The organism is Zavarzinia aquatilis, from assembly GCF_003173035.1.
GTDB lineage: Bacteria > Pseudomonadota > Alphaproteobacteria > Zavarziniales > Zavarziniaceae > Zavarzinia > Zavarzinia aquatilis.
On record NZ_QGLE01000001.1, the window covers coordinates 15,209 to 40,886 of the forward strand.

General features: G+C 63.6%; 24 protein-coding genes. 21 read left to right on the forward strand and 3 right to left on the reverse strand.

Features of this window, described 5'->3' with window-relative positions:
* Position 1: 1 nt before the first annotated feature.
* The 5 genes from kce (at position 2) to DKG74_RS21395 (ending at position 4,834) form a co-directional block, all read left to right on the forward strand.
* Positions 2–934: a 3,5-dioxohexanoate:acetyl-CoA acetone transferase gene (gene kce, locus DKG74_RS00080; protein WP_109901391.1), complete on the forward strand. Its 933-nt coding sequence runs from the start codon at positions 2–4 to the stop codon at positions 932–934.
* A 49-nt stretch (positions 935–983) separates the two neighbouring features.
* Positions 984–1,634 (forward strand): hypothetical protein, encoded by a 651-nt coding sequence (locus DKG74_RS00085; protein ID WP_133251447.1) that lies wholly within the window; start codon positions 984–986, stop codon positions 1,632–1,634.
* Between the two features lie 25 nt (positions 1,635–1,659).
* Entirely contained in the window at positions 1,660–2,148 is a 489-nt protein-coding gene (locus DKG74_RS00090; protein WP_109901395.1) for a GNAT family N-acetyltransferase, read from the forward strand.
* Positions 2,149–2,277: 129 nt separating this feature from the next.
* Complete coding sequence (locus DKG74_RS00095; RefSeq protein WP_109901397.1) at positions 2,278–3,594, forward strand: M20 family metallopeptidase; 1,317 nt, start codon at positions 2,278–2,280, stop codon at positions 3,592–3,594.
* 82 nt (positions 3,595–3,676) lie between these two features.
* Entirely contained in the window at positions 3,677–4,834 is a 1,158-nt protein-coding gene (locus tag DKG74_RS21395; RefSeq protein ID WP_133251448.1) for a hypothetical protein, read from the forward strand.
* An 84-nt stretch (positions 4,835–4,918) separates the two neighbouring features.
* On the opposite strand, the gene gcvA is transcribed toward DKG74_RS21395, so the two are convergent.
* Positions 4,919–5,836 carry a transcriptional regulator GcvA gene (gcvA, locus tag DKG74_RS00100; RefSeq protein ID WP_109901399.1) on the reverse strand — a complete coding sequence of 306 codons (918 nt, stop codon included), beginning with the start codon at positions 5,834–5,836 and terminating at the stop codon, positions 4,919–4,921.
* 226 nt (positions 5,837–6,062) lie between these two features.
* Between gcvA and DKG74_RS00105 the strand changes: the two genes are divergently transcribed.
* The 11 genes from DKG74_RS00105 (at position 6,063) to DKG74_RS00155 (ending at position 18,142) form a co-directional block, all read left to right on the forward strand.
* Positions 6,063–7,253 (forward strand): acyl-CoA dehydrogenase, encoded by a 1,191-nt coding sequence (locus DKG74_RS00105; protein ID WP_109901401.1) that lies wholly within the window; start codon positions 6,063–6,065, stop codon positions 7,251–7,253.
* 2 nt (positions 7,254–7,255) lie between these two features.
* Positions 7,256–8,413: a CaiB/BaiF CoA transferase family protein gene (locus DKG74_RS00110; RefSeq protein WP_109901403.1), complete on the forward strand. Its 1,158-nt coding sequence runs from the start codon at positions 7,256–7,258 to the stop codon at positions 8,411–8,413.
* 288 nt (positions 8,414–8,701) lie between these two features.
* Positions 8,702–9,052, forward strand: coding sequence for a Spy/CpxP family protein refolding chaperone (locus tag DKG74_RS21580; protein ID WP_165837451.1), 351 nt, complete (start codon positions 8,702–8,704; stop codon positions 9,050–9,052).
* A 309-nt stretch (positions 9,053–9,361) separates the two neighbouring features.
* Complete coding sequence (locus tag DKG74_RS00120; RefSeq protein ID WP_109901407.1) at positions 9,362–10,303, forward strand: aminotransferase class IV; 942 nt, start codon at positions 9,362–9,364, stop codon at positions 10,301–10,303.
* A gap of 121 nt (positions 10,304–10,424) precedes the next feature.
* Complete coding sequence (locus DKG74_RS00125; RefSeq protein ID WP_109901409.1) at positions 10,425–11,618, forward strand: ABC transporter substrate-binding protein; 1,194 nt, start codon at positions 10,425–10,427, stop codon at positions 11,616–11,618.
* A gap of 74 nt (positions 11,619–11,692) precedes the next feature.
* Positions 11,693–12,781 carry an ABC transporter ATP-binding protein gene (locus tag DKG74_RS00130; protein ID WP_109901411.1) on the forward strand — a complete coding sequence of 363 codons (1,089 nt, stop codon included), beginning with the start codon at positions 11,693–11,695 and terminating at the stop codon, positions 12,779–12,781.
* Entirely contained in the window at positions 12,778–13,656 is an 879-nt protein-coding gene (locus DKG74_RS00135; RefSeq protein WP_109901413.1) for an ABC transporter permease, read from the forward strand. The genes DKG74_RS00130 and DKG74_RS00135 overlap by 4 nt, the downstream gene beginning before the upstream one ends.
* The gene (locus DKG74_RS00140; RefSeq protein WP_109901415.1) at positions 13,656–14,492 is read left to right on the forward strand and encodes an ABC transporter permease; all 837 of its coding nucleotides are present in this window, start codon (positions 13,656–13,658) and stop codon (positions 14,490–14,492) included. Before DKG74_RS00135 ends, DKG74_RS00140 begins: the two co-directional genes overlap by 1 nt.
* Before the next feature lie 4 nt (positions 14,493–14,496).
* Positions 14,497–16,011, forward strand: coding sequence for a MocR-like pyridoxine biosynthesis transcription factor PdxR (gene pdxR, locus DKG74_RS00145; protein WP_109901417.1), 1,515 nt, complete (start codon positions 14,497–14,499; stop codon positions 16,009–16,011).
* Between the two features lie 76 nt (positions 16,012–16,087).
* Positions 16,088–17,266, forward strand: coding sequence for an MFS transporter (locus DKG74_RS00150; protein ID WP_109901419.1), 1,179 nt, complete (start codon positions 16,088–16,090; stop codon positions 17,264–17,266).
* A 105-nt stretch (positions 17,267–17,371) separates the two neighbouring features.
* Complete coding sequence (locus DKG74_RS00155; protein ID WP_133251449.1) at positions 17,372–18,142, forward strand: FadR/GntR family transcriptional regulator; 771 nt, start codon at positions 17,372–17,374, stop codon at positions 18,140–18,142.
* Here the strand turns inward: DKG74_RS00155 and DKG74_RS00160 are convergent.
* Positions 18,108–19,175, reverse strand: a complete 1,068-nt coding sequence (locus DKG74_RS00160; protein WP_109901423.1) for an SDR family oxidoreductase — start codon at positions 19,173–19,175, stop codon at positions 18,108–18,110. The genes DKG74_RS00155 and DKG74_RS00160 overlap by 35 nt on opposite strands.
* 30 nt (positions 19,176–19,205) lie before the next feature.
* A complete protein-coding gene (locus DKG74_RS00165) occupies positions 19,206–20,564 on the reverse strand; it encodes an aminotransferase family protein (protein WP_165837452.1) in 1,359 nt (452 codons plus the stop codon).
* A 448-nt stretch (positions 20,565–21,012) separates the two neighbouring features.
* On the opposite strand from DKG74_RS00165, the gene DKG74_RS00170 reads away from it, so the two are divergent.
* From DKG74_RS00170 to DKG74_RS00190, 5 genes are read left to right on the forward strand one after another with little or no spacing between them, the layout of a single operon-like run.
* Positions 21,013–21,783, forward strand: coding sequence for an ABC transporter ATP-binding protein (locus DKG74_RS00170; RefSeq protein ID WP_109901427.1), 771 nt, complete (start codon positions 21,013–21,015; stop codon positions 21,781–21,783).
* A 45-nt stretch (positions 21,784–21,828) separates the two neighbouring features.
* Positions 21,829–22,986, forward strand: coding sequence for an ABC transporter substrate-binding protein (locus DKG74_RS00175; protein WP_165837453.1), 1,158 nt, complete (start codon positions 21,829–21,831; stop codon positions 22,984–22,986).
* Positions 22,986–23,699 (forward strand): ABC transporter ATP-binding protein, encoded by a 714-nt coding sequence (locus DKG74_RS00180; protein WP_109901431.1) that lies wholly within the window; start codon positions 22,986–22,988, stop codon positions 23,697–23,699. The genes DKG74_RS00175 and DKG74_RS00180 overlap by 1 nt, the downstream gene beginning before the upstream one ends.
* Before the next feature lie 16 nt (positions 23,700–23,715).
* Positions 23,716–24,615 (forward strand): branched-chain amino acid ABC transporter permease, encoded by a 900-nt coding sequence (locus tag DKG74_RS00185; RefSeq protein WP_109901433.1) that lies wholly within the window; start codon positions 23,716–23,718, stop codon positions 24,613–24,615.
* Positions 24,612–25,676 carry a branched-chain amino acid ABC transporter permease gene (locus DKG74_RS00190; protein ID WP_109901435.1) on the forward strand — a complete coding sequence of 355 codons (1,065 nt, stop codon included), beginning with the start codon at positions 24,612–24,614 and terminating at the stop codon, positions 25,674–25,676. Before DKG74_RS00185 ends, DKG74_RS00190 begins: the two co-directional genes overlap by 4 nt.
* Positions 25,677–25,678 lie beyond the last annotated feature (2 nt).

The following is a 25,678-nucleotide window of genomic DNA, read 5'->3' on the forward strand; positions in this document are numbered from 1 at the left end:
CATGGCCGCCCGCAAGGTCGTCATTTCCTGCGCCGTCACCGGCTCGATCCACACGCCGACCATGAGCGAGCATCTGCCCTATACGCCGGACGATATCGCGGCGCAGGCGATCGAGGCGGCGGAGGCCGGGGCCGCCATCCTGCATCTGCACGCCCGCGACCCGAAGGACGGCCGACCGAGCCCGGACCCGGATGTCTTCATGCAGTTCCTGCCGCGCATCCGCCAGGCCTGCGATGCCGTCGTCAACATCACGACCGGCGGCTCCTCGGCGATGACGCTGGACGAGCGGCTGGCGGCGCCCTTAAGGGCGAGCCCCGAGATGTGCTCGCTCAACATGGGCTCGATGAATTTCGGCCTGTTCCCGGCGGTCGAGCGTTACAGCGACTGGAAATTCGACTGGGAACCCAAGCTGCTGGAGAACACCCGCGACACGATCTTCAAGAATACCTTCAAGGATATCGAAGGCATTCTGGACAAGCTGGGCAACGGCTGCGGCGCCAAATTCGAGTTCGAGTGCTACGACGTCGGTCATCTCTACACCCTCGCCCATTTCCGCGACCGGGGGCTCGTCAAGGCGCCGCTGTTCATCCAGTTCGTGCTCGGCGTCCTTGGCGGTATCGGGCCGGACCCGGAGAATCTCCTCCACATGAAGCGGATCGCCGACAAGCTGTTCGGCGACGATTACCAGTTCTCGGTTCTTGGCGCCGGACGGCACCAGATGCCGCTTGTCACCATGGGCGCGATCATGGGCGGCCATGTCCGCGTCGGCCTCGAGGACAGCATCACGCTGGGCAGGGGCCGGCTGGCGAAATCCAACGCGGAACAGGTCGCGCGCATCCGCGACATCCTCGAAAACCTGTCGCTGGACATCGCGACGCCGGACGACGCCCGGACCCTCCTCGGCCTGAAGGGCGGGGATCGGGTGAATTTCTGAGGGGGTGCGGATGGCACGTCGATGGTGGGCGCTGGTGGGATTGCTGGCCATGGTGACAGGTGGTGCCTCGGCACAGCCCGTCCGCTGTGTCGACGGCAGGGTTCCGGCCGAGGCGGATTACCCGACCCGGGCGGACATTTCTTCTATTTTCCGAGATTGGTTCAGCGCCAGTCTCACCCATCTTCGCGAGCCGCCGTTGACCTGTGCGGACGATGGCGCGGAGGTTTATCGCCTCGTCTGGCTGCGGTCGTTCGAGGGGGCTATCACCGTGCGGATAACCATCACGGATGACAAGGTCGTAGTGACGGCACGAATGGCTGCCGTGCCGATCATGAGTATCCTGGACACCCCTAACGGAATGGATCGTACTCTAAGAGAAGAAGCGGAACTCCTACGAAAGAGGCTCGAAAAAGACGAGATCAAGGAAACGTCGGTGGCGCTGGATAGGGAGAGCGTGACGGCTCTTCGACAGGCGGTTGCCGATGCGAGCTATTGGGACATGCCGACGCCGGAGCCCCCCGATCCCCCGGGCTATTACAATCCTCGATTCGATGGCGCCCAGTGGATCGTCGAGGGTATCCGCGATGGGCGCTATCATGTGGTCGATCGGTGGTCGCCCGCACCAGGGGCCTATCGCGATCTGGCGCTTCTGATGCGGACCCTGGGCGGGGTCGAAGTCCCGCCGGCAGAAGACTACTGATGTCATGAGGGATGGTGGCGTACCCATGGCGTCTTCAGCGATCCGCCTCGCCACCAGCGAGGATGCCGGGGCGATCCATGCCATGATCCTCGGCATCGGTGCCGTGCTCGGTCAGGCGCATAAGATCGCCGGCACGGTCGAGGATATCAGGCGCTGGGGCTTCGGTCCCGACCCGGCGTTCGAGGCGCTGATCGCGGAGGAGGGGGGGCGGCCGGTCGGCCTCTGCCTTTATTTCCGCTCGTTCTCGACCTGGCGCGGGCGGCCCGGGGCCTATGTCCAGGACCTTTATGTCGATCCCGCCTGCCGGGGCGGCGGCTGGGGCCGGCGCCTGCTCGCCGCCTGCGCCGCGCGCTCGGCCGAGACGGGCGGCGCCTATATCCGCCTGTCGGTCGATGCCGCCAATATCGCGGCGCAAGGTTTCTATGCCCGCGCCGGTTTCCGCCACGCCGCCGACGATCTGATCCACCAGATCGACGGCGAGGATTTCCAGCGGCTGGCGGGGGAAGTCGATTGAACATTCGGTGTTTCCCACCTCACCCCGGCCCTCTCCCCCCGAAGGGCGGAGAGGGGGATTCGAGCCCTCTCCTCCCGGGAGGAGAGGGGTGGGTGAGGAGGGAAACACCGCCCCATGGAGTGACAGAGAATGAACCTCGATCCCGCCCTGTCTGCCGATATCAAGAATGCCGTCGCCGGTCTCGCCGATGACGGCACGGCATTTCTGGCCGATCTGGTTGCCGAAGGCTCGGTGCTGGGCAGGGAGGCGGGGGCGCAGAAGCTGATGGCGCAGCGTTTCGCCGCCATGGGCCTCGACGTCGACCGTTTCGAGGTCGATCTCGACGCGATCCGCGGCCTGCCCGGCTTCTCGCCGCCGGTGACCGATGTCTACAAGGGGCGGGAGAATGTCATCGGTCGCCATGTGCCCAAGGCGGCGACCGGCAGGTCGCTGATCCTGAACGGCCATATCGACGTGGTGCCGACCGGGCCGGAAGCCCTCTGGACCGCGCCGCCCTTCACCCCCCGGGTCGAGCACGGCAAGCTGTACGGAAGGGGCGCGGGCGACATGAAGGCGGGCATCGCCGCCTATTGCCTGGCCTTCGATGCGCTCGCCCGCCTTGGCCTGCAGCCGGCCGCGCCCGTCTATCTGCAATCGGTGATCGAGGAAGAATGCACGGGCAACGGCGCCCTCGCCTGTCTCGCCCGGGGTTACCGCGCCGATGCCGCCATCATCCCCGAGCCCTTCGACCAGAGCCTGCTGATCGCGCAATTGGGCGTGATGTGGCTGACGGTCGATATGTTCGGCAAGCCGGCCCATGTCCTCGACACTTCGGCCGGGACCAATGCCATCGAAGGCGTCTATGCCCTGTTCGATGCCCTGCGTAAGGTCGAGGCGGCGTGGAACGAACCCGGTTTCCGCCATGCCTGTTACCGCGACCACAGGCACCCGGTGAATTTCAACCTCGGGCGGATTTCGGGCGGCGAATGGCCGTCGTCAGTGCCCTGCGCCGCCTCGATCGACGTTCGCGTCGGCTTCTATCCCGGCATGTCGATCGCCGCCGTGAAAAAGGCGCTGGAAGGCGCGGTCCGGGATGCGGTCGCCAAGGTGCCGGCCTTACGCGGCGCCGTGGTGAAGCTGCGCTATCGCGGCTTCCAGGCCGAGGGCTGCGCCATCGACCCGCGGGATCCGCTGCTGTCGGGCCTGCGCCGCGCCCATGAGGCGGTGAGCGAGAAGCCCATCGTCGAACTGGCCTCGACCGCGACGACGGACGCCCGTTTCTTCATCCTCTACGGCAACACGCCGGCGACCTGCTATGGCCCCAAGGCCGGCAGCATCCACGGCATCGACGAATGGGTCGACCTCGCCTCCATGGTCGAGGTCGCGCAGGTCCTCGCCCTGTTCATGGCGTCGTGGTGCGGGGTGGAGAGACGCAGTATAAAGGCAGGATTTGGAGGGATGGGGTGATATAAAAATTGACGCGATATTTATTTTGATATCGAAATATATATCAATGTTTAATATTATTTCCTTTTTGTGGGAGGGAAAAATGGAAAATATTAATGATTCTGGTAATATTTTCATATCCCTCTTTAATCAGAGGCCGCGAGACAATGTGACTCCTAGAGAGAATTTTCTCACGGAGTCATTTGTATACGTTCTTAAAAAGAACGTTGATTTTTGTAAAATTTGGTTGGTTTCAATATTGAAAATGCCGGTTCGGCATGAAAGTTTGGTTATTGATACCCGCGTAGCTGATAGATATCAAGATGATGGGGGGGCGGGGAGCATTGTTTATCCGGATGTGGAAATTGTCGGCACATTGGAGAATGGTGAAGCATTCAGAATTCTGATAGAGAATAAGTGGGACTCCGGTTACAATTATAATCAGATAAAAAATTATCTATCTTTATTTAGGTCTCAATGTAAAAATTATATGGTGTTCATGTGTCAGAATTTTAAAGATTCTTTGCGTGCGGCGAATGATCATAGTGATGTGGCGGGGATTGAGTTCAGATCAATTTTATGGGAAGATGTATATTTATCGATGAACGGTTGCATAGATAAGAGCGGTTTATTGGACGAACTAATGGTTTTCATGGAGGAGAATAAATTGAGTTCTGGAAATATTTTAACAGAAGATGGAGTGGGTAATTATATACGGGGGGTTAAATTTTTTGATGATATGAAGAAATTCGTTGATAAATTACTAAATGATTTCGATTGGATGTTTGTGAAAAAGGGATTTTCTGCAAAAATAACAAATAGATTTGGGAGGGTGGCGATTGAATTTTGGCCAAATAACACAAAAAATAATGTTTTTGTATCAGTTGGTCTTCTGTATAATAACAAGGATCATAAAATTCCGTTTGCGAAACCGTCTCAGGAGAGCATTGATTTTATATTGAGAGTGGAGGCAAACCCAAATTTAGGCGATGCTCGCATTCGGTCTTTAGATATATTAAGTTCTAGAGTTGAATCCATCAGGAAAGATGGAAGCATTGCGTATTTATTGAATGATAAAAATAACAGAAATCCACATACATTATTTATTGCGCAGAAAAATTTTTTTGATTTGGCGAAAAAAGGCGTTACGCAACGTGATCAAATAGTTTCTATATTTGAACAGTGTAATAAATGGGTTTCATTATTGTTTGATGACACTGATTTGTTGAGCGAACTTTTAGCTCTTTCTTTGAGCAGGTAAATTTTTTTATTCCAATTGTGCTGAAAGGGTAACAACCTGACACTGTCGCCTCCATGGTCGAGGTCGCGCAGGTTCTCGCCCTGTTCATGGCGTCGTGGTGCGGGGTGGAGAGACGCTGAGCAGCCAGTCGCGGAAGGCGATCAGTGCGGGCAGGCCGCGCTTCGCCTCCGGATAGACGAAGAAATAGCCCTGCCGGCTGGTCACCTTCGCATCGAACAGCACCGACAATTCGCCCCGTCCGATCTCGTCGGCGACCAGCACCTGCGGCGCCAGCGCAACGCCGAGGCCGGCGACCGCCGCCTGCAAAACTTGCGCGAATTGCTCGAAGGAAATGCGCGGCTGGCCCGGCCGGGCCTCCAGCCCCTGAGCCTCGAACCATTCGCCCCAGGCCTTCGGCCGTGTCGCCTGCACGAGCAGCGTCGCCCGGGCGAGGTCCTGCGGCCGGCGCCAGCCTTCCGTCTCGATCAGGGATGGCGCGGCGACCGGCACCAGCACTTCGCCCATCAGGGGATGCAGCACCGCGCCCGGCCAATGGGCATCGCCGAAGTGGATGGCGGCGTCGAGCCCCTCGCGCTCGAAATCGAAGGGGCGGAGGCGGGTCGAGAAGCGGATCGTCACTTCCGGGTGCTGACGGAAGAAATCGGGCAGGCGCGGGATCAGCCAGCGGGTGCCGATGGTCGGCAATATCGCGAGGTCGAGGGTACCGCCCTTGCCCTTGAAGGCGATGGTCTGGGCCGTCGCCGAGGCGAAGCGGGCGAGCGTGTCGCGCAAAGCCTCGGCATAGAAGCGGCCCGCCTCGGTCAGATGCACGCGCTGGCGAACCCGCTCGAACAGTGCGAGACCCAGGCGGGCCTCGAGGTCCTTCACCTGCCGGCTGACCGCGCCCTGCGTCAGGTTCAGCTCGGCCGCCGCCTTGGTGAAACTGCCCAGCCGCGCCGCCGCCTCGAAGGCGACGAGGCTGCCGAGCGGCGGGATCAGGCGGCGGCTGAAACTGTCGGTCATCACGGGGGCTCATGAATGATCATGCGTCGTCCCGGCGAAGGCCGGGACCTTGCGCCGATGGAGGCGCCCTGGCGGATAAAGGTTCCGGCCTTCGCCGGAGTGACGAGGCCGGTAGAGGATAGCTTGGTTGATGAGGAAAGATCATCAACTTGATGCCGCATCATGCGTTGCCCGGCGGCCTGCGCTGGTTCATCCTGCGTGCAGATAAAGCCTTTGGGAGAGAGTCATGTCCTCGTCGCGCGCCGTCTTCGCCTGGGAAGACCCGTTCCTCATCGAAGAGCAGCTGACAGAGGACGAGCGGCTGGTGCGCGACAGCGTCCGCGCCTATGCCCAGGAAAAGCTGATGCCGCGCGTGCTCTCGGCCTTCCGGGACGAGCGTTTCGACCGCGAGATCATGAGCGAGATGGGGGAACTCGGTTTCCTCGGCTCCACCCTGCCGGAGGAATATGGCGGCTCGGCCGCGTCCTATGTCGCCTATGGCCTCGCCGCGCGGGAAGTGGAGCGGGTCGATTCCGGTTATCGCTCGGCGATGAGCGTGCAGTCATCCCTTGTCATGCATCCGATCTATGCCTATGGCAGCGAACTCCAGCGCAAGAAATATCTGCCGAAGCTGGCGACCGGCGAGTGGGTCGGTTGCTTCGGCCTGACCGAGCCCGATCACGGCTCCGATCCCGGCGGGATGCGGACGCGGGCGAAGAAGGTCGATGGCGGTTACATTCTGCATGGCGCCAAGATGTGGATCACCAATGCGCCGATCGCCGATCTCGCCGTGGTCTGGGCCAAGTCTGATGCCCATGACAATGCGATCAAGGGCTTCGTGGTCGAACGCGGTTTCGCCGGCTTCTCCACCCCCGCGATCGAGAACAAACTCTCGCTTCGCGCCTCGATCACCGGCGAAATCGTGCTCGAGGACGTCTTCGTGCCGGACGAGAACCTGCTGCCCAACGCCTCCGGCCTCGGCGGGCCGTTCGGCTGCCTGAACCGGGCGCGTTACGGCATTTCCTGGGGCGCGCTGGGCGCCGCCGAATTCTGCTGGCACGCGGCCCGGCAATATACGCTGGACCGCAAGCAGTTCGGCCGCCCGCTGGCGCAGACCCAGCTGGTCCAGAAGAAGCTCGCCGACATGCAGACCGAAATCACCCTTGGCCTTCAGGCCTCGCTCCGCGTCGGGCGGCTGATGGACGAGGGCAAGGTCCTGCCGGAAGCCATCTCGCTCGTGAAGCGCAACAATTGCGGCAAGTCGCTGGATATCGCCCGGCAGTCTCGCGACATGCACGGCGGCAACGGCATCTCGGGCGAATTCCACGTCATCCGTCATCTGCTGAACCTCGAAACCGTCAACACCTACGAGGGCACCCATGACGTTCACGCCCTGATCCTCGGCCGGGCGCAGACGGGCCTGCAGGCCTTCTTCTGATCATGGCTGACGCCCCCCTCGCCGGACTGAAGGTCGTCGAGCTGGCCCGCATCCTGGCCGGACCCTGGGCCGGCCAGATCCTCGCCGACCTCGGCGCCGAGGTGATCAAGATCGAAAAGCCGGGGGAGGGGGACGACACGCGCGGCTGGGGCCCGCCCTTCATCCCGGCGGCGGACGGCGGCAGCCTCGGCGCCGCCTATTACCATTCCTGTAACCGGGGGAAACGCTCGGTCGCCGTCGATATCGCGACGCCGGAGGGGCAGGCGGCGGTGCGCGCGCTTGTCGAGGGTGCCGACGTGCTGATCGAGAATTTCAAGGTCGGCGGCCTTGCCCGCTACGGCCTCGATTACGCCAGCCTTGCCGCGCTCAACCCCCGCCTCGTCTATTGCTCGATCACTGGCTTCGGTCAGGACGGGCCCTATGCCGGGCGCGCCGGCTACGACCTGATGATCCAGGGTCTCGGCGGCATCATGAGCCTGACCGGCGAGAAGGAGGGCGAGCCGCAGCGGGTGGGCGTGCCCCTCGTCGACCTGTTCACCGGGGTCTATTCGGTCGTCGCCATTCAGGCCGCGCTGGCCGAGCGTAACCGCTCCGGTCTTGGCCAGCATATCGACATGGCCCTGCTCGACACGCAGGTGGCGATCCTCGGCAATCATGCCCATGCCTATCTCGCGACCGGCGCTGTGCCGACCCGTCAGGGCAATGCCCATCCCAGCATCGTGCCCTATCAGGCATTTTCCGCCGCGGACGGCCATCTGATCCTCGCCGTCGGCAACGACGGGCAGTTCCGCAAGGCGGCGGAAGCCCTCGGCCTTGGCGAACTCGCGACCGATCCCCGCTTCACCACCAACGCCGACCGGGTGCGCAACCGGGCCGAACTGATCCCGATGCTCGCCGCCCGCATGGCCGGCATGAAACGCGACGATCTTCTGGCCGCCTTCGAGGCCGTCGGCGTGCCGGCGGGGCCGATCAACACGGTGGCGCAGGTCTTCGCCGACCCGCAGGTCCGGCACCGGCAGATGCAGCTCGAACTCGATTTCGGCGGGGCGCCGGTGCCCGGTGTCCGCACCCCGATCCGCTTCTCGCGCAGCCCCATGGTGCTCGACCGGCCGTCGCCGGCTCTCGGTCAGAACACGGACGAGGTGTTGCGGGGTATTTGACCTCGGTCAATGACCTCTCGCACTCACCGGCCCAGTCTCCACCGCAGAGGGGCAGCGAGGAGACGGAAAATGAACAAGCTCTATCGTTACGCGGCCTTGCCTCTGGCGGCCGTCCTGCTGGCGGCAACCCCGGGACTGGCCCAACCCGCCGGACCCGGTGGTGGAATGATTGGCGGCACCTGTCCCAGCATGGGCATGATGGGGCCCGGCGGCGGAATGGGCCCCGGTTCTGGCATGGGACCGGGTTCTGGCATGGGACCGGGTTCTGGCATGGGGCCTGGTGGCGGCATGAGAGGGCGTGGCCCCGGCATGATGATGGGCGCCATGGTCGACGCCCGCCTCGCCTATCTCAAGGCCCAGCTCGGCATCACCGAGGCGCAGGGCAAAGTCTGGGCCGATTATGAGGAAGCGGTGAAAAGCCGGATCGCCGCCCGCGCCGGCAACCATCAGGCGATGATGGATGGCCGCGCCGAAGACAATGCCATTGACCGGCTGGACCTGCGTATCGCCGCCATGGAAAGCATGGTCGATCTGCTGAAGTCGACAAGGGCTGCGACGGTCGCGCTTTACGACAGCCTCAGCGCCGAGCAGAAGGCGCTGGCCGACGATCTGATCGGCAGCGACTGCGGCGCGATGTAGACGCCGCTTCCGACACCCCCGCAGCCCTTGCGGGGCGACCCCGGCGGCCCATCGCCGGGGTCCGGGGTATCCGCCGTCCCACCAAAAATCCGACCACCGACCTGTCCGTGGCTGGCCGCACTCCCCCGAAAGGTGGAGCGCGGCGCCGCGCGCTCGGGGCTAGGCTTTTCTCGCACCTGCGGCAAGCGGGGGCGAGGGTGCCAATTGGCCCCCTCGAATTCGCGCCAAGCGGCGCTTGTGAGGGGTGGCAATCGGTTTCAGCCTGACCGGGCAAATGTGGCTTACCACGGACGAGCTGGAGTGTGGGACATGTCGGACGCTATGCCTGATTTCTCGAAGGGCGCCTGCTACCTGAACGGCACCTATGTGCCGATGTCGGAAGCGAAGATCCCGGTCGGCGACTGGGGGTTCGTTCATTCCGACGTAACCTATGACGTTGTCCACGTGAAGGACGGCGCCTTTTTCCGCCTCGAGGATCACCTCGACCGTTTCGAGCGTTCGCTGAAGGGCTTTCGCCTGACGCCGCCGGTGACCCGCGACCAGATGCGCGAGATCCTGGGCCGCTGCGTCGCGCTGTCGGGCCTGAAGGATGCCTTCGTCGCCATGGTCTCCACCCGGGGCGTGCCGCGCATCTATGGCTCGCGCAAGCCCATGGACTGCGACAACACCTTCATCGCCTATGCCGCGCCCTGGGTCGACGTGATCCCGCCCGCGGTGCAGGAGCGGGGGGCCCATCTGCTGGTCGCCTCCGTGCCGCGCATCTCGCCCAAGTCGCTCAACCCGACCTACAAGAATTACTGCTGGCGCGATTTCGTGCAGGGCCTGTGGGAAGCCCATGACAAGGGCTTCGATACCGCCGTGCTGATCGACCAGGACGGCTATCTGACCGAAGGCTCGGGCTTCAACGTCTTCATCGTGAAGGGCAAACAGGTGCTGACCCCGGATCGCGGCGCGCTCGAAGGCGTGACCCGTCGCTCGGTGCTCGACCTCTGCCCGGAACTCGGCCTCGAGGGCAAGATCACCCCGATCACCCTGCAGGATCTGATGGAGGCCGACGAGGTCTTCACCTCGACCACGGCCGGCGGCGTCATGCCCTGCGCCCGGGTGAACGACCACATCATGAACAACGACCGGCCGGGTCCGATCAGCGTGAAGCTGAAGGAACTCTACTGGAAGAAGCACGCCGAGGGCTGGCACATGACCCCGGTCAATTACGCCGACCCCGATCACCCCTTCGTCAAGGCGGCGTGACGGGCGGCAGCCTGAATACAGGGGACGGGGGCAGCAACGACCCCCGTCCGACACCATCGAGGGAGCGCAAGGGAAGCAGGTTTCTTCAACGATCCACGGGGACAAGGGTGAGGGACTGCGCATGACATCGACGAACGACAGCAACAAGGCCGCCCCCCGCAAGAGCGGGCCGAGCCGCCGCGGCGCCATGAAGACCATCGCCGGGGCCGCCGCCGCCCTGGTCGCCGCGCCCTATATCCGCCCGGCTTCGGCCGCGCCGACCGCGTTGCGCGCCCTGATGTGGGAAGCCTATGCGGTGCGCGACGTGATCGGTGCCTTCGAGGAGAAGCACAAGGTCAAATTCGCTCCGACCTTCTTCGACGGCAATTCCGAGGCCTACAACAAGCTGCGTGTCGGCGGGACCAAGGATTTCGATCTCGTCCAGGCCGACGGCTTCTGGCCCAGCCTCTATTTCCGGGAAAAGCTGATCCGCGACATGGATTACGCCAAGATTCCGGGCACGGCCAATTACTTCCCGGCCTTCAAGCCGGATGCCTTCCCGCTGCTGAAGGACGAGACCTCGGGCGTCTTCTTCGGCGTGCCCTTCTGCTGGGGCTCCTACGGCATCACCTATAATGTCGGTGAAGTGCCGGTTGAAAAGGCCAAGAGCCTCGAATTGCTGTTCTCGCCCGACTACAGCGGCCGCCTCGCCACCAATGCCCGTTTCGAGGAGAATATCGCCCTCGCCGGGATCATGGTCGCGCATCGCATGGGCACGATCGACAAGCCCCGGCCCGACGGCAAGTCGTTCAACCCCTACAAGCTGACCGACGAGGAACTGGACGGCGTCGAGAAGCTGCTGATCGAGCAGAAGCCCCTACTGCTCACCCGCTATCAGGACGCGGCGACCCTCGAGCAGCTGCTGGTTTCGGGTGCCATCGTGGCCGCGCCGGAATTCGCGCAAGTCTACCGCCTGATGCTGGAAAAGAAGGCCAAGGGCGAACTCGACATCACCGTCGATCATACGCTGAAGCCCAAGGAAGGCGGTCTCGGCTGGGTCGATACCTGGCTGATCTCCTCGGGTGTCACCGATGCCGAGAAGGCGGATATCTGTCACGCCTTCATCGACACGATGATCAAGCCCGAGACCATGGTCCAGATCGGCAAGGCCAGCGGCTGTTCGACCACCATCGACATCCGCCTCCTGTCCTCGGCCGAGGATCAGGTGCTCTACCTGATGAACCGGACCGACGAATTGCGCGGCATGTATATGTTCGACCAGCCGTCCTCGACCGAGAAGTGGGAACGCGTCTGGTCCCGCGTGCAGGCCGCCTGATCACGGCCCCGGCCATCGGCCTTCGCGCCGGTGGCCCTGTATCCGTTGGTGTTGCTTGGGGAAGGGGTTGCCGCGTGTATATTTCGCTTCAGGGCATATCGAAACAATATGCCAGCGTCTGGGCGATCGACCGGGTGAACATGGCGATCGCAAAGCAGGAATTCGTTTCCCTGCTGGGGCCGAGCGGCTCGGGCAAGACGACCTTGCTGCGCGTCATCGCCGGTCTGGAAAAGCCGACCGAGGGCCGCGTGCTGATCGACGGTCAGGACGTGACCGAGTTGCCGCCGCACAAGCGCGGCGTCGCCATGGTGTTTCAGGAATTCCTGCTGTTCCCCCACCGCACGGTGCGCGAGAATCTGGCCTTTCCCTTGCGCATGATGAAGATGCCGAAGGCGGAGATGGACGAGCGGATCGACTGGGCGCTCGGCATCCTGTCGCTCCAGGGTCTCGACGGGCGCTATCCCAACCAGCTCTCGGGCGGGCAGCAGCAGCGTGTCGCCCTCGGTCGTGGCCTCGTCGGCCGGCCCAAGGTCCTGCTGCTCGACGAGCCGCTGGCCAATCTCGACCGCGAGCTGCGGCAGGAGATGGAGGTCGAGATCCGCCGCTACCAGATGAAGCTGGGCATCCCCTTCATCTATGTCACCCATAATCAGGAAGAGGCCCTGAGCATGAGCGACCGCATCGCGGTCGTGAACAAGGGCCATGTCGAGGATTTTGCCGAGCGAACGACGCTCTACGACAAGCCGAAGACCGCCTTCATCGCGCAATTCGTCGGCCGCTCGAACAAGTTCGAGGGCAAGGTGACGGCGGCGGACGGCGGCAGCTGCACCATCGACGCCGGGGGCCTGTCCCTGACTGCCAGCGGCAATGGCGGTCTGAAGCCCGGCGATGCCGCCTTCGCCTTCGTCAAGAACGAGAAGGTCGCGCTCGCCCCCGAAGGCTTCGTCGGCGAGGACAACAGCCTGCCCTGCACGGTGCGCGACGTCATCCTGCGCGGCGCCTATGCCGAATATCTGCTGGAAACCAGCGACGGCCTCGGCCTCGTCGCCAGCCGGCCGCGCAGCGGGGAAGGGCCGTCCATCGGTCATGCGGTGGTCGCCCATTGGGCTTCGGGCGATGTCGACCTCTATCCGGTGAAACCCGATCTGGGGCTGCGCCGATGATCGGGGGGCTGCGGATTTCCCGCGATCCCCGGGCCTGGATTTTCCTCGGGGTGCCGTCGGTCTTTCTCGTGCTGCTGTTCGTGCTGCCGCTCGTCTCGATGATCGTGCTCAGCTTCTGGCGCACCGAGAATTACCACATCATCCAGGACTGGAATGTCGACAATTACTACGTCATCGCCACGGCGGGGGCCTATGTCACCTTCCTGATCCGTTCCCTCGTCATGGCGGTGATTGTCTCGGCGCTTTGCGTCGCCATCGCCTGGCCGGTCGCCTACGGCGTCATCGTCTACGGTGGGCGTTACAAGCTGCTGCTGTCGCTCGGCTTCGCCATTCCGTTCCTGACCGGCGAGGTGTTGCGGGTGATCGCGTTGCAGGGCTTGCTCGGCCCGCTCGGCCTTTTCAACGGTGTCCTGATGGCGCTGGGCGCCGCGCCCTTGCGCTTCATCATGTACACCAATTTCGCCAGCGCCATCGGCCTCGTCTATCTGTATCTGCCGATCGTGGTCACGGTCATCTATCTCTCGCTGCTCAACTTCGACATGCGCCTGATCGACGCCGCGCGCATTTTCGGTGCCGGACCCTTCCGCGGCTTTATCGAGGTGACCTGGCCGCTGAACCTCTTTGGCACACTGATCGGTTTCGCCCTCTGTTTCGTGCCCTGTCTGTCGGCCACGCTGGTGCCCCGTTTCCTCGGGGGCCCGAGCGGCACGCTCTATGGCATGGCGCTGGCGCAGCAATTCGGCGAATCCGGCACCTGGGCGCTGGGCGCCGCCATGGGCGTCGTGCTGTTCCTGCTGTCCATCGCCGGCGTGTTGCTGGTCTTCCGCTTCGTCGACCTGCGGCGCAGCGGCTTTACCGGTTTCGGGAGGTCGTGATGGCGAAAGGCAATATCGCGCGGAAACTGCAGAAGCCGGCGCTGATCGGCACCATGCTGATCTGCTATCTGTTCCTCTACCTGCCGATCCTGCATATCGGTCTTGGCTCCGTTTCCAAGAACTACAGTTTTCCCTATCCGCCCCAACTGACTTGGGCGACTTTCGAGAAACTGGCGGAAAACACGCTCTATCAGACGGCGCTGGGCAATTCGCTGCTGATCGGCGTGCTGACGGCGCTGCTCTCGACCCTGCTCGCCTGCCTTGCGACCATGGGCCTGCTGCGCCACGCCGGGCGGCACACGGTGAAATTCCTCATCCTGTTCATCGCCCCGCTCTTCGTCGCCGAAGTCCTGCTTGGCCTGTCGTCGCTGATTTTCAACGGGTTGTTCCTGCAACTGGGCGGCAATCTCTTCTCGGCCATCCTGGCCAATACCGTCCATTGCTTTTCCTACGCCCTGCTGATCATCGCGACCCAGCTCTATCGCTATGACTGGCGGTTGGACGACGCCGCCATGGTCTTCGGCGCGACGCCGCTGCGCACCTTCTTCGAGGTGACCCTGCCGCTGATCTGGCCGGGGTTGTTCGGGGCCTTCATCGTCTGCTTCATCATGGCCTTCAACAATCTGGAGATTTCCTTCTATCTGCTCGGCGCGACGCCGACCCTGCCGTCGGTCGCCTGGGGCGCCCTGCGTTACGGCATCAAGCCGGAACTCTATGCCCTGGCGAGCGGGGTCAATGTCGTCGTCTTCCTGGTGCTCGGGGTCATGTTCGTCCTGATGCGCACGGGCGCGGTCCGCTTCGGCCACAAGCCGGAGCGGGAGAGGAGCGCGATCTGACATCATGCCGCCGCTGCTCGATGCCCTTGCCTTCGACCTGCAGCGCAGCGGGGGCGCGCCCCTGCACCGGCAGATCCAGTCGCGCCTCGTCGCCGAGATCACCTCGGGCGCCCTTAAACCGGGCGCCCGCCTGCCGTCCAGCCGGACCCTGGCGGAACTTCTCGGCGTCTCGCGCAACACGGTCATGCTGGTGTTCGAGCAGATGATCGCCGAAGGTTACCTCGACGGGCAGACCGGGTCCGGCACCTATGTCTCGCGCAGCCTGCCGGGCCTTGCCCGCAAGGCGCGGCCGGCGCCCCGGATCAATCCGGTGCTGCCCGCGGCCTCCAGCCTCGACCGGGGGCGGAGTTTCGCGCGGTTTTCCGACATACCCGAAACCTTCCGCCGGATGCGCCGGCCGGTCGCCTTCCGGGCCAATTTCCCGGCGGTCGATGCCTTTCCGGTCCAGCTCTGGTCCAAGCTGACCATGAATCTGTTCCGGCGCATGGATGCCGGTGCGGCCAGTCATCTGCTGGGCGAGGGCGATCCGCAGGGTTACCATCCCTTGCGCGAGGGGATCGCCGCCCATCTTGCCCTCTCGCGCGGGGTTCATTGCAGCGCCGCCAATATCGTCATCTTCGCCGGGGTGCAGCACGCGGCCGATACCGCCTGCCGCCTGCTGCTGATGCCCGGCGACGGTGCCTGGTGCGAAGACCCGGGCTATGACGGTGCCTATGCCGCGATCACGGCGGCCTCGGCGCGGCCGTGTCCCGTGCCGGTCGACGCTCAGGGCATCGACGTCGCCGCCGGGCTTGCCGCCTTTCCCGACGCCCGCTTCGCCTATGTGACGCCGTCGAAGCAATATCCCCTCGGCATGGCGATGAGCCTCGAGCGGCGGATGCAGTTGCTTGCCTGGGCCGGTGCCCACGACAGCTGGATCATCGAGGACGATTACGACAGCGAATTCCGCTATGGCGGAAGGCCGCTGCCGCCCCTTCAGGCGCTCGATACCGAGGGGCGGGTAATCTATCTCGGCACCTTCTCGAAGAGCCTGTTTCCCGCGCTTCGCCTCGGCTATGCCGTGGTGCCCGATGCCCTGATCGAATATTTCGTCGCGGCGCGTACCGTCGTCGGGCGCTACTCGCCCATCCTCGACCAGATCCTGGTCGCCAATTTCATGGCCGAGGGGCATTTCGCCGCCCATGTCGCGCGGATGCGCAAACTCTATGTCCAGCGTCAGGCGGCACTGCTTGAAGCCGTCGCCCGCGATCTTGGCGACTACATGACCGCCGAACCTTCGGATTCCGGCATGGAACTGCTGGCGACCCTGCGGCCCGGCCTCGATGCCATCGCCATTGCCCGGGCGGCCGCGGCCGAGGGGCTGGAGGTCATGCCCGTCTCCTTCCACACGCAGGGCCAGCGGCCGGACCCGCGCCTTCTTCTTGGCTTCGGCGCCTTCACGCCGGCCCAGATCGACGATGGCGCGCGGCATCTGCGCTGGGTGATCAGCGGGATGACGCCGCAATGCAACATTGCGTGAAGCTCATTGGTCGCCGGGTCGGCGGCCTGTCACGCTCTTTCTCGAATTGTTCCAATCCGTGGCGTATGGGGTTTTCATGTCTCTACCTTTGATCGCACTGGCGCTGGCGGCCTTCGGCATCGGCACGACCGAATTCGTCATCATGGGCCTGTTGCTCGACGTCTCGCGCGATCTCTCGGTCACGGTGCCGCAGGCGGGGATGCTGGTCTCGGGCTATGCCCTCGGGGTCGCGCTCGGCTCGCCCATTCTCGGTCTCGCCACGGCGCGGATGCCCCGGCGGCAGGTGCTGCTGATGCTGATGGGCATTTTCATCGCCGGCAATTTCTATTGCGCCATCGCCCCCGATTACTGGAGCCTGATGGCGGCCCGTATTCTCACCTCCTTCTGCCATGGTGCCTTCTTCGGTCTTGGTGCCGTCGTCGCGGGCGAGGTGGTGGCGCCACACCGGCAGGCCAGCGCCATCGCCATGATGTTCGCGGGCCTGACCATCGCCAACATCCTGGGCGTGCCCTTTGGCACCGCCCTCGGACAGGCCCTGGGCTGGCGCTCCACCTTCTATGCCGTCACGGGCATCGGCGTCGTCGCCGCCATCGCGCTCTGGGCCTGGCTGCCGCATAATCTGACCGTCGCGACCGGCAGCCTGATGCGCGAGGTGCGCAGCCTCGCCCGATTGCAGGTCTATCTCGCCATGCTGTTGTCGGTGCTCGCCTCGGCCAGCCTGTTCAGCGTGCTGACCTATATCGCGCCCATCCTCGAGCGCGTGACTCATGTGACGCCCGAGGTGGTGACCTATGTCCTCCTGGTGTTCGGTGTCGGCCTGACGATCGGCAATTTCGTCGGCGGGCGCCTCGCCGACCGGCGGCTGATGGCGACGGTGGTGGGCGGCTTCGTCGCCGTTGCCGCCATTCTCACGGTCTTCGGTCTCGTCACCTCGATGTTCTGGCCGACGGTGGCGACGGTCTTCATCTGGGGCGGCACCGCCTTCGCCCTGATCTCGCCGCTCCAGCTGCGGGTGGTCAGGGAGGCGGTGGGGGCGCCCAATCTCGCCTCCATCCTCAATCAGGGGGCGTTCAACCTCGGCAATGCCAGCGGCGCCTGGTTCGGCGGTATCGCCATCGACGGTGGTGTCGATTATGGCGATATCGCCTGGATCGGGGTCGTGCTGGCGCTGACCGCGCTCGGCATCGCCCTGTGGTCCTGGCGGCTCGATTTCCGCAAGGCACCGCAGGGCGCGCTGGCGACATCGGTGCCGTAACGCCGGCGCAACATGCCGCGTGCAATGCCGGTCGGCTTTTTCCTATAGTAGGGGCAGGGGCGACAGGATCGCGAGGGCAGGGGGGCTGCCCGGGGAGGCGTCGAATTGCGGGATGAGCTTATTGGGCCGATCAGCCAGCCGGCGGCCCATGAACTGGCGATGGAACAGATCAAGCGCTGCATCCAGCTCGGCCTGTTCCTGCCCGGCGAGAAGCTCCCGCCCGAACGTGTCCTCGCCGAGCGCCTGTCGGTTTCGCGTTCCACCATTCGGGAAGCCGTGCGCCTGCTGCAGGACAGCGGTCTCATCGAGGTGCGGCGCGGCGCGACCGGCGGCCTCGTCGTTCGCGATTCGCAGGTCGAGGATCCGGTAGAGCTGCGGGCCTGGATCAGGCGCCAGCGCGCCCATCTGAACGAGCTGATGGATTTTCGTCTGGTGATCGAGGGGGCGGCGGCGGAACTCGCCGCGTGCCGGCGGACCGACGACGACCTGGCGCGGCTGGAGGCGGCGATGCAGCGCATGGAACAATGCAAAATCTCCGACCTCAATCGGGTCGAGAGTGCGCAGGTGTTCAATGCCGCCGATACCGAGTTTCACATGGAAATCGCCCTGGCGGCGCGCAATTCGATGCTGGCCAAGGCGGTCGAGGATATCAGGCGCGAGATGTTCCTGCCCTTCGGCGGCTATTTCATCCAGTCACGCAAGGATGCCGACATCTACCACCGGCATATCTTCGATGCGATCTTCGACCGCGACGACGAAAGGGCGCGGGCGATGATGCAGCGTCACATCGACTCGACGAAGAAGGCGATCATCGCCTTCCTCGAAGAGGATGCTGTTCTGCTCAGGGGATCACGCGACGCTGGCGCAGGCCCGTGAACAGGCGCTGGAACATGGCCTCGCTGTCGACCATCTGATTGAAGCCGGCGAGGCGGATCTTGGTCATGCTGGAGATCACGTCGAAATCGCAGCGGAAGACGAAGTCGCCGAACCCCCAGGCCGCGATCTTGTCGTAAGCTATGTTCCGAAGACCATGTTTTTCGACGATGCGCTGCCAGATGGGCGCCTTGTCGGCCATGAATTCGGTCAGGCGGATGGTCTGGACCCCGCCCACCTCCATGTCGAACATGCGGGCGAGGGCAGGCCACAACTGATTCCAGCGGAACAGGTCGCCATTGGTCACATTATAGGCTTCGCCGCCCGCCGCATTGCCGATCGCCCAGGCCGAGGCGGCCGCGAGCTGGCCGGCGTCGGTCACCTGCGCGAGGCGGGTATAGCAATCGGCCGTGCCCGGGAATTTCAGCGGCAGGCCCAACTCCTTGCTGATCAGGGCATAGACCGCGAGCACGGTGACGAGGCTCATCGGGCTGCCGACGGCGAAGCCGCAGACAACGTCGGGCCGCAGCACGACATAATCCCACGACGCGCCCGCCGATGCTTCCTTCAGCCAGTCTTCCTGGTCGTAATAGAAGTTCGGCGGCATGTGGCGCGCATCGGATTCCTTCGCCGGGGTGGGGAAGGCGCCGAGATGGACGCCGTAATATTTCGCGCCTTCGTAGTGGACGACGCGGGACAGGCCGGGCGACGCCGCGGCGACCCCGGTCACGAGGTTGCGCAGCAGGTCGAGATTGGCCGACACCTGTTCCGCCGGGGCCTGCCGCTCCTGATAGGCGGCGTGGAAGATGCAGTCGACATCGGTGAATTGCGCCAGAACCTCGCGCGAGGACACGGGGTCGAGAAGGTCGATCGGCACATAGGTCGCCTTGCTCTCGAAATCCGCACCGCGCCGCGACAGGGCGATGATGTTCCATTCGCCGCTTTCCGACAGGTGATCGACCAGATTACGGCCGATGACGCCAAGCCCGCCGGAGACGATCGCCGTGCGGCGACCGTCCTTGGTGATTGCTGCCATGAGTTCTCTCTCGCCTGAATGACCGCCCGCTCAGGCGATGTCGTAATCCTTGGAAACGCTCTCGATCGCCTGCTTGAAGGCGGCGACGGTGCGGTCGAAATCGGCGTGGGAGGCGATCAGCGCCGGGGCGACTTCAATGGCGGTGCCCGCCGCGCCGACCAGCACGCCGAGGCTGCGCATCTTCTCGGCGATGCCCTTCACCATCTTGGGGTCGGGCAGGGCCTTGGTCTTGCGGTTGCTGGTGAAATCGACCGCGTGCCAATGGCCGAGGCCGCGGATATCGCCGACCGCGGGCATCTCGCCCAGCGCCTCGACCAGGCCGGCCTTGAAATAGACGCCGTTTTCCAGCGCCTTGGGGATCAGCCGCTCGCGCTGCTTGATCGCGATCACCGCATTGGCGGCGGCGGCGCAGCCGGCATGGCCCGAGAAGGTGTGGACATGGCGGAAATGGTCGATGGCATCGGCGATGTCGGGCCGTGTCAGCACGGCGCCGATCGGGGCATAGCCGGCGGACAGCGCCTTCGCCATCGTCGTGATGTCGGGCATCACGTCGAAATGTTCGGCGGCGAACCATTTGCCGGTACGGCCGAAACAGCAGATCACCTCGTCGATGATGAGGAGGACGCCGTATTTGTCGCAAATCTCGCGCACGCGCTGCCAATAGGCCTTGCTCGGCACCTGGGCGCCATTGGCCTGCATCAGGGGCTCGCCGATGAAGGCGGCGACCAGCTCCGGCCCTTCGTGGATGATCTGCTGCTCGAGATAATCGGCGCAGAACATGGCGTATTCTTCATCGCCCATGCCAAAGGGATTGCGATAGCAGGTCGGGTTCGGGATCTTGGAGACACCCGGCATCCGCGGGTCCGGCGTCTGCGCGACCGAGAGGTGATCGGTCAGCGCCATGGCCCCGGCCGTCGCGCCGTGATAGGCGCTCCAGCGCGCGATGATCTTGTAGGCATGGGGCTTCTTGCCGCTGCCGATCTGATACTGCTTGGCGATCTTGATCGCCGATTCGACGGCTTCGGAGCCGCCCGAGACGAAGAAGGCGCGCGACAGACCGGCATCGGGCCGCAATTCCGAAAGCGACTTGGCCAGTTGCACCATGGGCTCGGTCACCATGCTCACCGTGCCGGCGTAATGCATCTTGCACAGCTGGTCGTAGACCGCCTTGGCGATCTCCTCGTTGCCATAACCGAGCGAATTGGCGCGCGTATAGGCGCTGATCATGTCGAGATAATCGACGCCGGAGCCATCCGTGATGGTCATGCCCTTGCCCGAGGCAATGACCACCGGGCCGTCGCGCTTCACATCGGCGGCGTCGATGATCGGGAAGATGCAATGGTCGAGGGCCTGGCTGGCCAGATCGTTCTTGGGCAACGCATTCAACACCGGTTTGTCCCTCCTCAGGGTCGACGATGGGATGGGGCGCATTTTTCGCGCCATAGGTATGAACGAGGAACCATTGATGCGTTGAGGGTTCCGTCCGATTCAACCTGACCGCTTAGTCACGCAAGGCTTCAATGGCCCGACACAGTGGTATGGAGAGGTTAAAGGTGCCAATGCGTCAATATTAAAATGACAATACTGAGCTCCACCTTTTGGTGGACCCTCCACCTAAAGGTGGAATTGAAGTCCATTCCGACAGTATTGCTCGATCTTGTTAACCACAATGGTGGAAATCCGAAGACAAATTCATGAAACAACTGTGGGGGAGGGATTGACACCCCTTCGTGAATGGTCTGACAATCAGGCCAATGACGGAGGGCGCAGGCCCGTCTGGCGTGAGGTAAAGGCGTTGACAGCACTTCGTAAGGCCGATGTCGCCGTAGAGGCATCAATGGACGTCGCGGCATCGACCGCCGTCGCCGCGAACCGGGGCTCCGGCCTTTTCGTCGACAATGTCACCAAGCAGTTCGGCGGCGTCTACGCGGTGCGTGACGTGACGCTTTCGTGCGAGGTCGGGCAGATCGTCGGCCTGATCGGCCCCAATGGCGCCGGCAAGACGACCCTGATGAACCTTATCTCAGGCACGCTGACGCCGACGTCCGGCAATGTCTATCTGGGCGGTCAGCCGCTGGGCGCCACTTCGCCCGAGACCTGCGCGGAAGCCGGCATCGCCCGCACCTTCCAGAACATCCGCCTGTTCAAGCGCCTGACCGTGCGCGAGAACGTCGAGGTCGCCTCGATCACCTTCCGCCGCCTGAAGCGCGAGGGAATCGAGGTGCCGAATGTGGACGAGATCCTCGACCTGCTCGGCCTGTCGGCCATGGCCGATCTGAAGGCCGGACACCTGCCCTATGGCCACCAGCGCCGGGTGGAAATCGCCCGTGCGCTGGCGCTCGCCCCGCGGGTCATCCTGCTGGACGAGCCGGCGGCCGGCATGAACGAACAGGAATCCCATGCGCTGATCTCGTCGGTGCGCATGATCCGCGACCGTTTCGGTTGCGGCATCGTCGTCATCGAACATGACCTGAAGTTCATCATGGAGGTGAGCGAGCTGCTCTACGTCATGCACCTCGGCGCCGTCATCGTCAGCGGTCCGCCCGAAGAGGTGCGTCACGACGAGCGGGTGATCGAAGTCTATCTCGGGCGCAAGGCGCGCAAGTAATCAATGTCGTCATCCAACTTTCCGGGGCTTACAAGGGGATCGGTCATGAAACGGTATGGTGTTCTTTCATTGGCGGCGTCGCTCGGCCTCGCGACCCTGTCACCCCTTCCGGCCCAGGCCGCCGATGATATCATCATCGGTTACGCCGCCGCCGTGACGGGCATGTATGCGCCCTACGACAGCGTCGATGGTGCCCAGTGCGAGATCGACCGCATCAACGAGAAGGGCGGCGTGCTCGGCCGCAAGCTGCGCCTCGAAGCGCGTGACATGAAGTCGGACGCGGTGATGGCCGCGACCGCCGGTCAGGAGCTGATCGACCTCGGCGCGACGGCGATCCTTTCGCCGCCGTCGGACGATACCTCGATCCCGATCGCCGCCCTCGCGCTGCCGCATGGCGTTGCCGTGCTCTCTGTCGGTTCCACGCAGGTGCAGTTCCCGGCGGCGAGCCCGGAGAATGCCTATCTCGTACCTTACGGCGACAATCTCTCGGCCGGCGCCGCCGCCGAATATGCGATCAAGCAGGGCTACAAGAATGCCGTGCTGATGATCACCCGCGACATCGGCTCCTATGGTCTCGCGACGCCGGAATATTTCGGCGCGGCTTTCGAGCATCTGGGCGGCAAGGTGCTGAAGCGCATCAACTACAACACCGGCCTGTCGGACTATCGCGCCCAGCTCGCCGAAATCCAGGCCATGGACCCGAAGCCCGACGTGATCTTCGGCGGGTTCATCACGCCGGACGGCGCCGTCTTCCCGCGCCAGTTCATGGCGGCCGGCCTCGACAAGATCACCTTCATGGGCACCGACGGTTATGACGATCCGGGCATCCTGGAGATCGCTGGCGACAGCGCCAAGATGATCAAGTTCGTGACCCATGGCTTCCCGGCCCCGGGTTCCGCGCTCGAGGAATTCTACACCGATTGCACCAAGCGCGGTTACAAGATCCAGAACATCTTCTTCGGCCTCGCCGGCGAATCCGTGCTGGTGGTCAAGACCGCGATCGAGGCGGCGGGCAGTGCCGAGCCGGCCGCCGTCAATGCCGCGATCAAGGAAATCAAGGACATGAAGGGCATCACCACCGACTCGATCACCTACAAGGATCGTGGCGGCGTGCCGATCAAGCGCATGGCGGTGGTCGAGGTGGTGAACGGCAAGTTCTCCAAGATCCAGGACATCCTGCCTGAATACGTGCCGGCACCCTGATGCTGGAGCTGTCGAACATCACCGTGCAATACGGTGTCGTGAAGGCGGTGCGGGGCGTCAGCCTCAAGGTCGAGAAGGGGGAGATCGTCTCCCTTCTCGGTCCTAACGGGGCCGGCAAGTCCAGCCTGGTCTCGGCGGCGGTGGGTATCCTGCCGGTCGCCGGGGGTACCATCCGCTTCGAGGGCACCGACATCACGAAGAAGCCGGCGGAAACCGTGGTTGCCATGGGCCTGACCCTGACCCCCGAGGGGCGCCGCGTGTTCGCCGACCTTTCGGTCGCCGAAAATCTTCACCTCGGCGCGGCGACGCGCAAGGACCGCGACGGCGTCGCCGCCGACATCGAGAAATATCTGAAGATGTTCCCGATCCTCGGCGAGCGTTATCACCAGACCGCCAAGACCCTGTCGGGCGGCGAGCAGCAGATGCTGGCCATCGCCCGCTCGCTGATGTCGCGGCCAAAGCTGCTGATGCTGGACGAGCCTTCGCTCGGCCTCGCGCCGCGCATCGTCGACCGCATCTTCGAGCTGATGCTGGACCTGAAGCGCGACGGCCTGACCATGCTCGTCGTCGAGCAGAACGCGACCGATGCCCTCGGCATCTCCGATCGGGGCTACATCCTCGCCAGTGGCAGCCTGGTCTATGAGGGCGACGCCAAGGCGATGGTCGATTCCGAAGACCTGATGGAAGCCTATCTCGGCTCCGGTGTTCACTGACGGGAGCGCAGGCACCATGGAATACTTCATCCAGCAACTGGTGAACGCGCTTAGTGTCGGCAGCGAATATGCGCTGCTGGCGCTCGGCCTCGCCATCGTCTTTTCGATCATCGGTCTCGTCAATTTCGCCCATGGCGAACTGATCACCGTCGCCGGTTACGCCATGTTCTTCGCGGCGGCGACCTGGCTGCCCAATCCCTGGCTCGCCCTGCCCATCGGCATCGGTGGCGCGGCCCTCGCCGCCATCGTGTTCGAGAAGGTGGCATTCCGGGCGATCCGCAATGCCTCGACCAATACGGGGATTCTGACCGCCTTCGGCGTCTCGATCATCGTGCAGAACGTGTTCATCATTTTCGTCGCGACGCGGCCGAAGCCGGTTCAGACGCCGGATTTCCTGTCCTCGATGATCACCATCGGCGAATTGACCGTGCCGACGCTGCAGGTGCTGGAAACCGTGGTGACGACCATCGCCATCGCCGCCTTGCTGATCATCCTGAAGAAGACCACGGTCGGCATGGCCATGCGCGCCGCCTCCAAGGATTTCATGGCGGTGCGCCTGATGGGCATCAAGGCCAACTGGGTGATCCAGTCCGCCTTCATCATCTCTGGGATTCTCGCCGGCATCGCCGCCGTCTTCATCATCAGCCGGCGCGGCGCGGTCGATCCCTTCATGGGCTCTGTCCCCGTGCTCAAGGCCTTCGTCGCCTGCGTGCTGGGTGGTCTCGGCTCGCTGCAGGGGGCTGTGATCGGGGGCGTTGCCCTCGGTGTCTTCGAGGTGCTGCTGCAGGTCACGCTGCCGCAGGAAATCACCGCCTATCGCGATGCCATCGTCTTCGGTGTCGTCGGCCTCGTTCTCGTGGCTTTCCCGCAGGGCCTCCTTGGCCGGAAAGTCGAGCTGGGAGACAAGGAAGCATGAATCACCTGCTCCGCACCGCGCGCAATTCGGCCCTGCCCATCATCGTCCTGACGGCGGTGGGCACGCTGATCTACTTCTTCGCCGAAGCCTATCAGGTGCGCATCGCCTATGCCTTCTTCATGAACCTCGTGGTCGCCATCGGCCTGCAGGTGTTCATGGGGAATTCGGGCGTCGTCAGTTTCGGCCATGTCTCCTTCATGGGTGTTTCCGCCTATGTCGTCGCGATCCTGACCATCCCGCTCGCGCTCAAGAAGACGCAGATCCCGGATGCGCCCTTTGGCCTCGGCTTCGTGCAGTTCGACGTCGTCACGGCGATCCTGATCGCCCTTGCGGTCACCGTCGCCTTCGCCTGGGTCTCGGGCCTGCTGATCAAGCGCGTGTCGGGCGCGGCGGGGGAAATCCTGACCCTTGCCGTCCTCGTCATCTGCTATGTCGTCTTCAACGCCTGGATCGACCTGACGCGCGGGCCGCGCTCGCTCTATGGCATTCCGATCGCTTCCAGCCTGCCCTGGGCCATGCTGGCGTCGGCCTTCGTTATCTTCGTCGCCAAATTCTTCCGCGACTCCGAGGACGGGCTGCAGCTTCGCGCTTCGAGCGAGAACATGCTGGCCGCCCGTTCGATGGGTGTCCGGGTGGAGCGGCTGCGCCTCAAGGCCTGGGTTCTGTCGGGTTTCCTCGTCGCCATCGGCGGCGTGCTGCACGCGACCTATCTCGGCACCATCGGGCCCAACAGCTATTACTTCACCCAGACCTTCCTGATCATGGCCATGGTCATCCTTGGCGGGATGCGTTCGGTCTCGGGCGTCATCGTCGGCACGGCGCTGATCTCGGTTGGCTCGGAACTGGCGCGGACGCTGGAGAACGGCCCCATGGTCTTCGGCACCAAGCTGCCGACCATGTTCGGCCTGACCGGCTTCTTCCTCGGTGCCGTCATCGTGCTGTGCATGACCCTGCGCCGCGACGGCATCATGGGCGATGACGAGTTCGAGGACGTGTTGCGCAATCGCCGCGCCAGCAAGGCGGCCAAGGCGGCGGCCGATACCGCCGCCCAGGCGGTCTAGAG

What these genes read in the sequence shown, in the direction of transcription:
- kce (WP_109901391.1), top strand. Translation starts at nt 2, where the DNA reads ATGGCCGCCCGCAAGGTCGTCATTTCCTGCGCCGTCACCGGCTCGATC.
- DKG74_RS00085 (WP_133251447.1), top strand. Translation starts at nt 984, where the DNA reads ATGGTGACAGGTGGTGCCTCGGCACAGCCCGTCCGCTGTGTCGACGGC.
- DKG74_RS00090 (WP_109901395.1), top strand. Translation starts at nt 1,660, where the DNA reads ATGGCGTCTTCAGCGATCCGCCTCGCCACCAGCGAGGATGCCGGGGCG.
- DKG74_RS00095 (WP_109901397.1), top strand. Translation starts at nt 2,278, where the DNA reads ATGAACCTCGATCCCGCCCTGTCTGCCGATATCAAGAATGCCGTCGCC.
- DKG74_RS21395 (WP_133251448.1), top strand. Translation starts at nt 3,677, where the DNA reads ATGGAAAATATTAATGATTCTGGTAATATTTTCATATCCCTCTTTAAT.
- gcvA (WP_109901399.1), bottom strand. Translation starts at nt 5,836, where the DNA reads ATGACCGACAGTTTCAGCCGCCGCCTGATCCCGCCGCTCGGCAGCCTC.
- DKG74_RS00105 (WP_109901401.1), top strand. Translation starts at nt 6,063, where the DNA reads ATGTCCTCGTCGCGCGCCGTCTTCGCCTGGGAAGACCCGTTCCTCATC.
- DKG74_RS00110 (WP_109901403.1), top strand. Translation starts at nt 7,256, where the DNA reads ATGGCTGACGCCCCCCTCGCCGGACTGAAGGTCGTCGAGCTGGCCCGC.
- DKG74_RS21580 (WP_165837451.1), top strand. Translation starts at nt 8,702, where the DNA reads ATGAGAGGGCGTGGCCCCGGCATGATGATGGGCGCCATGGTCGACGCC.
- DKG74_RS00120 (WP_109901407.1), top strand. Translation starts at nt 9,362, where the DNA reads ATGTCGGACGCTATGCCTGATTTCTCGAAGGGCGCCTGCTACCTGAAC.
- DKG74_RS00125 (WP_109901409.1), top strand. Translation starts at nt 10,425, where the DNA reads ATGACATCGACGAACGACAGCAACAAGGCCGCCCCCCGCAAGAGCGGG.
- DKG74_RS00135 (WP_109901413.1), top strand. Translation starts at nt 12,778, where the DNA reads ATGATCGGGGGGCTGCGGATTTCCCGCGATCCCCGGGCCTGGATTTTC.
- DKG74_RS00140 (WP_109901415.1), top strand. Translation starts at nt 13,656, where the DNA reads ATGGCGAAAGGCAATATCGCGCGGAAACTGCAGAAGCCGGCGCTGATC.
- pdxR (WP_109901417.1), top strand. Translation starts at nt 14,497, where the DNA reads ATGCCGCCGCTGCTCGATGCCCTTGCCTTCGACCTGCAGCGCAGCGGG.
- DKG74_RS00150 (WP_109901419.1), top strand. Translation starts at nt 16,088, where the DNA reads ATGTCTCTACCTTTGATCGCACTGGCGCTGGCGGCCTTCGGCATCGGC.
- DKG74_RS00160 (WP_109901423.1), bottom strand. Translation starts at nt 19,175, where the DNA reads ATGGCAGCAATCACCAAGGACGGTCGCCGCACGGCGATCGTCTCCGGC.
- DKG74_RS00170 (WP_109901427.1), top strand. Translation starts at nt 21,013, where the DNA reads ATGGACGTCGCGGCATCGACCGCCGTCGCCGCGAACCGGGGCTCCGGC.
- DKG74_RS00175 (WP_165837453.1), top strand. Translation starts at nt 21,829, where the DNA reads ATGAAACGGTATGGTGTTCTTTCATTGGCGGCGTCGCTCGGCCTCGCG.
- DKG74_RS00180 (WP_109901431.1), top strand. Translation starts at nt 22,986, where the DNA reads ATGCTGGAGCTGTCGAACATCACCGTGCAATACGGTGTCGTGAAGGCG.
- DKG74_RS00185 (WP_109901433.1), top strand. Translation starts at nt 23,716, where the DNA reads ATGGAATACTTCATCCAGCAACTGGTGAACGCGCTTAGTGTCGGCAGC.
- DKG74_RS00190 (WP_109901435.1), top strand. Translation starts at nt 24,612, where the DNA reads ATGAATCACCTGCTCCGCACCGCGCGCAATTCGGCCCTGCCCATCATC.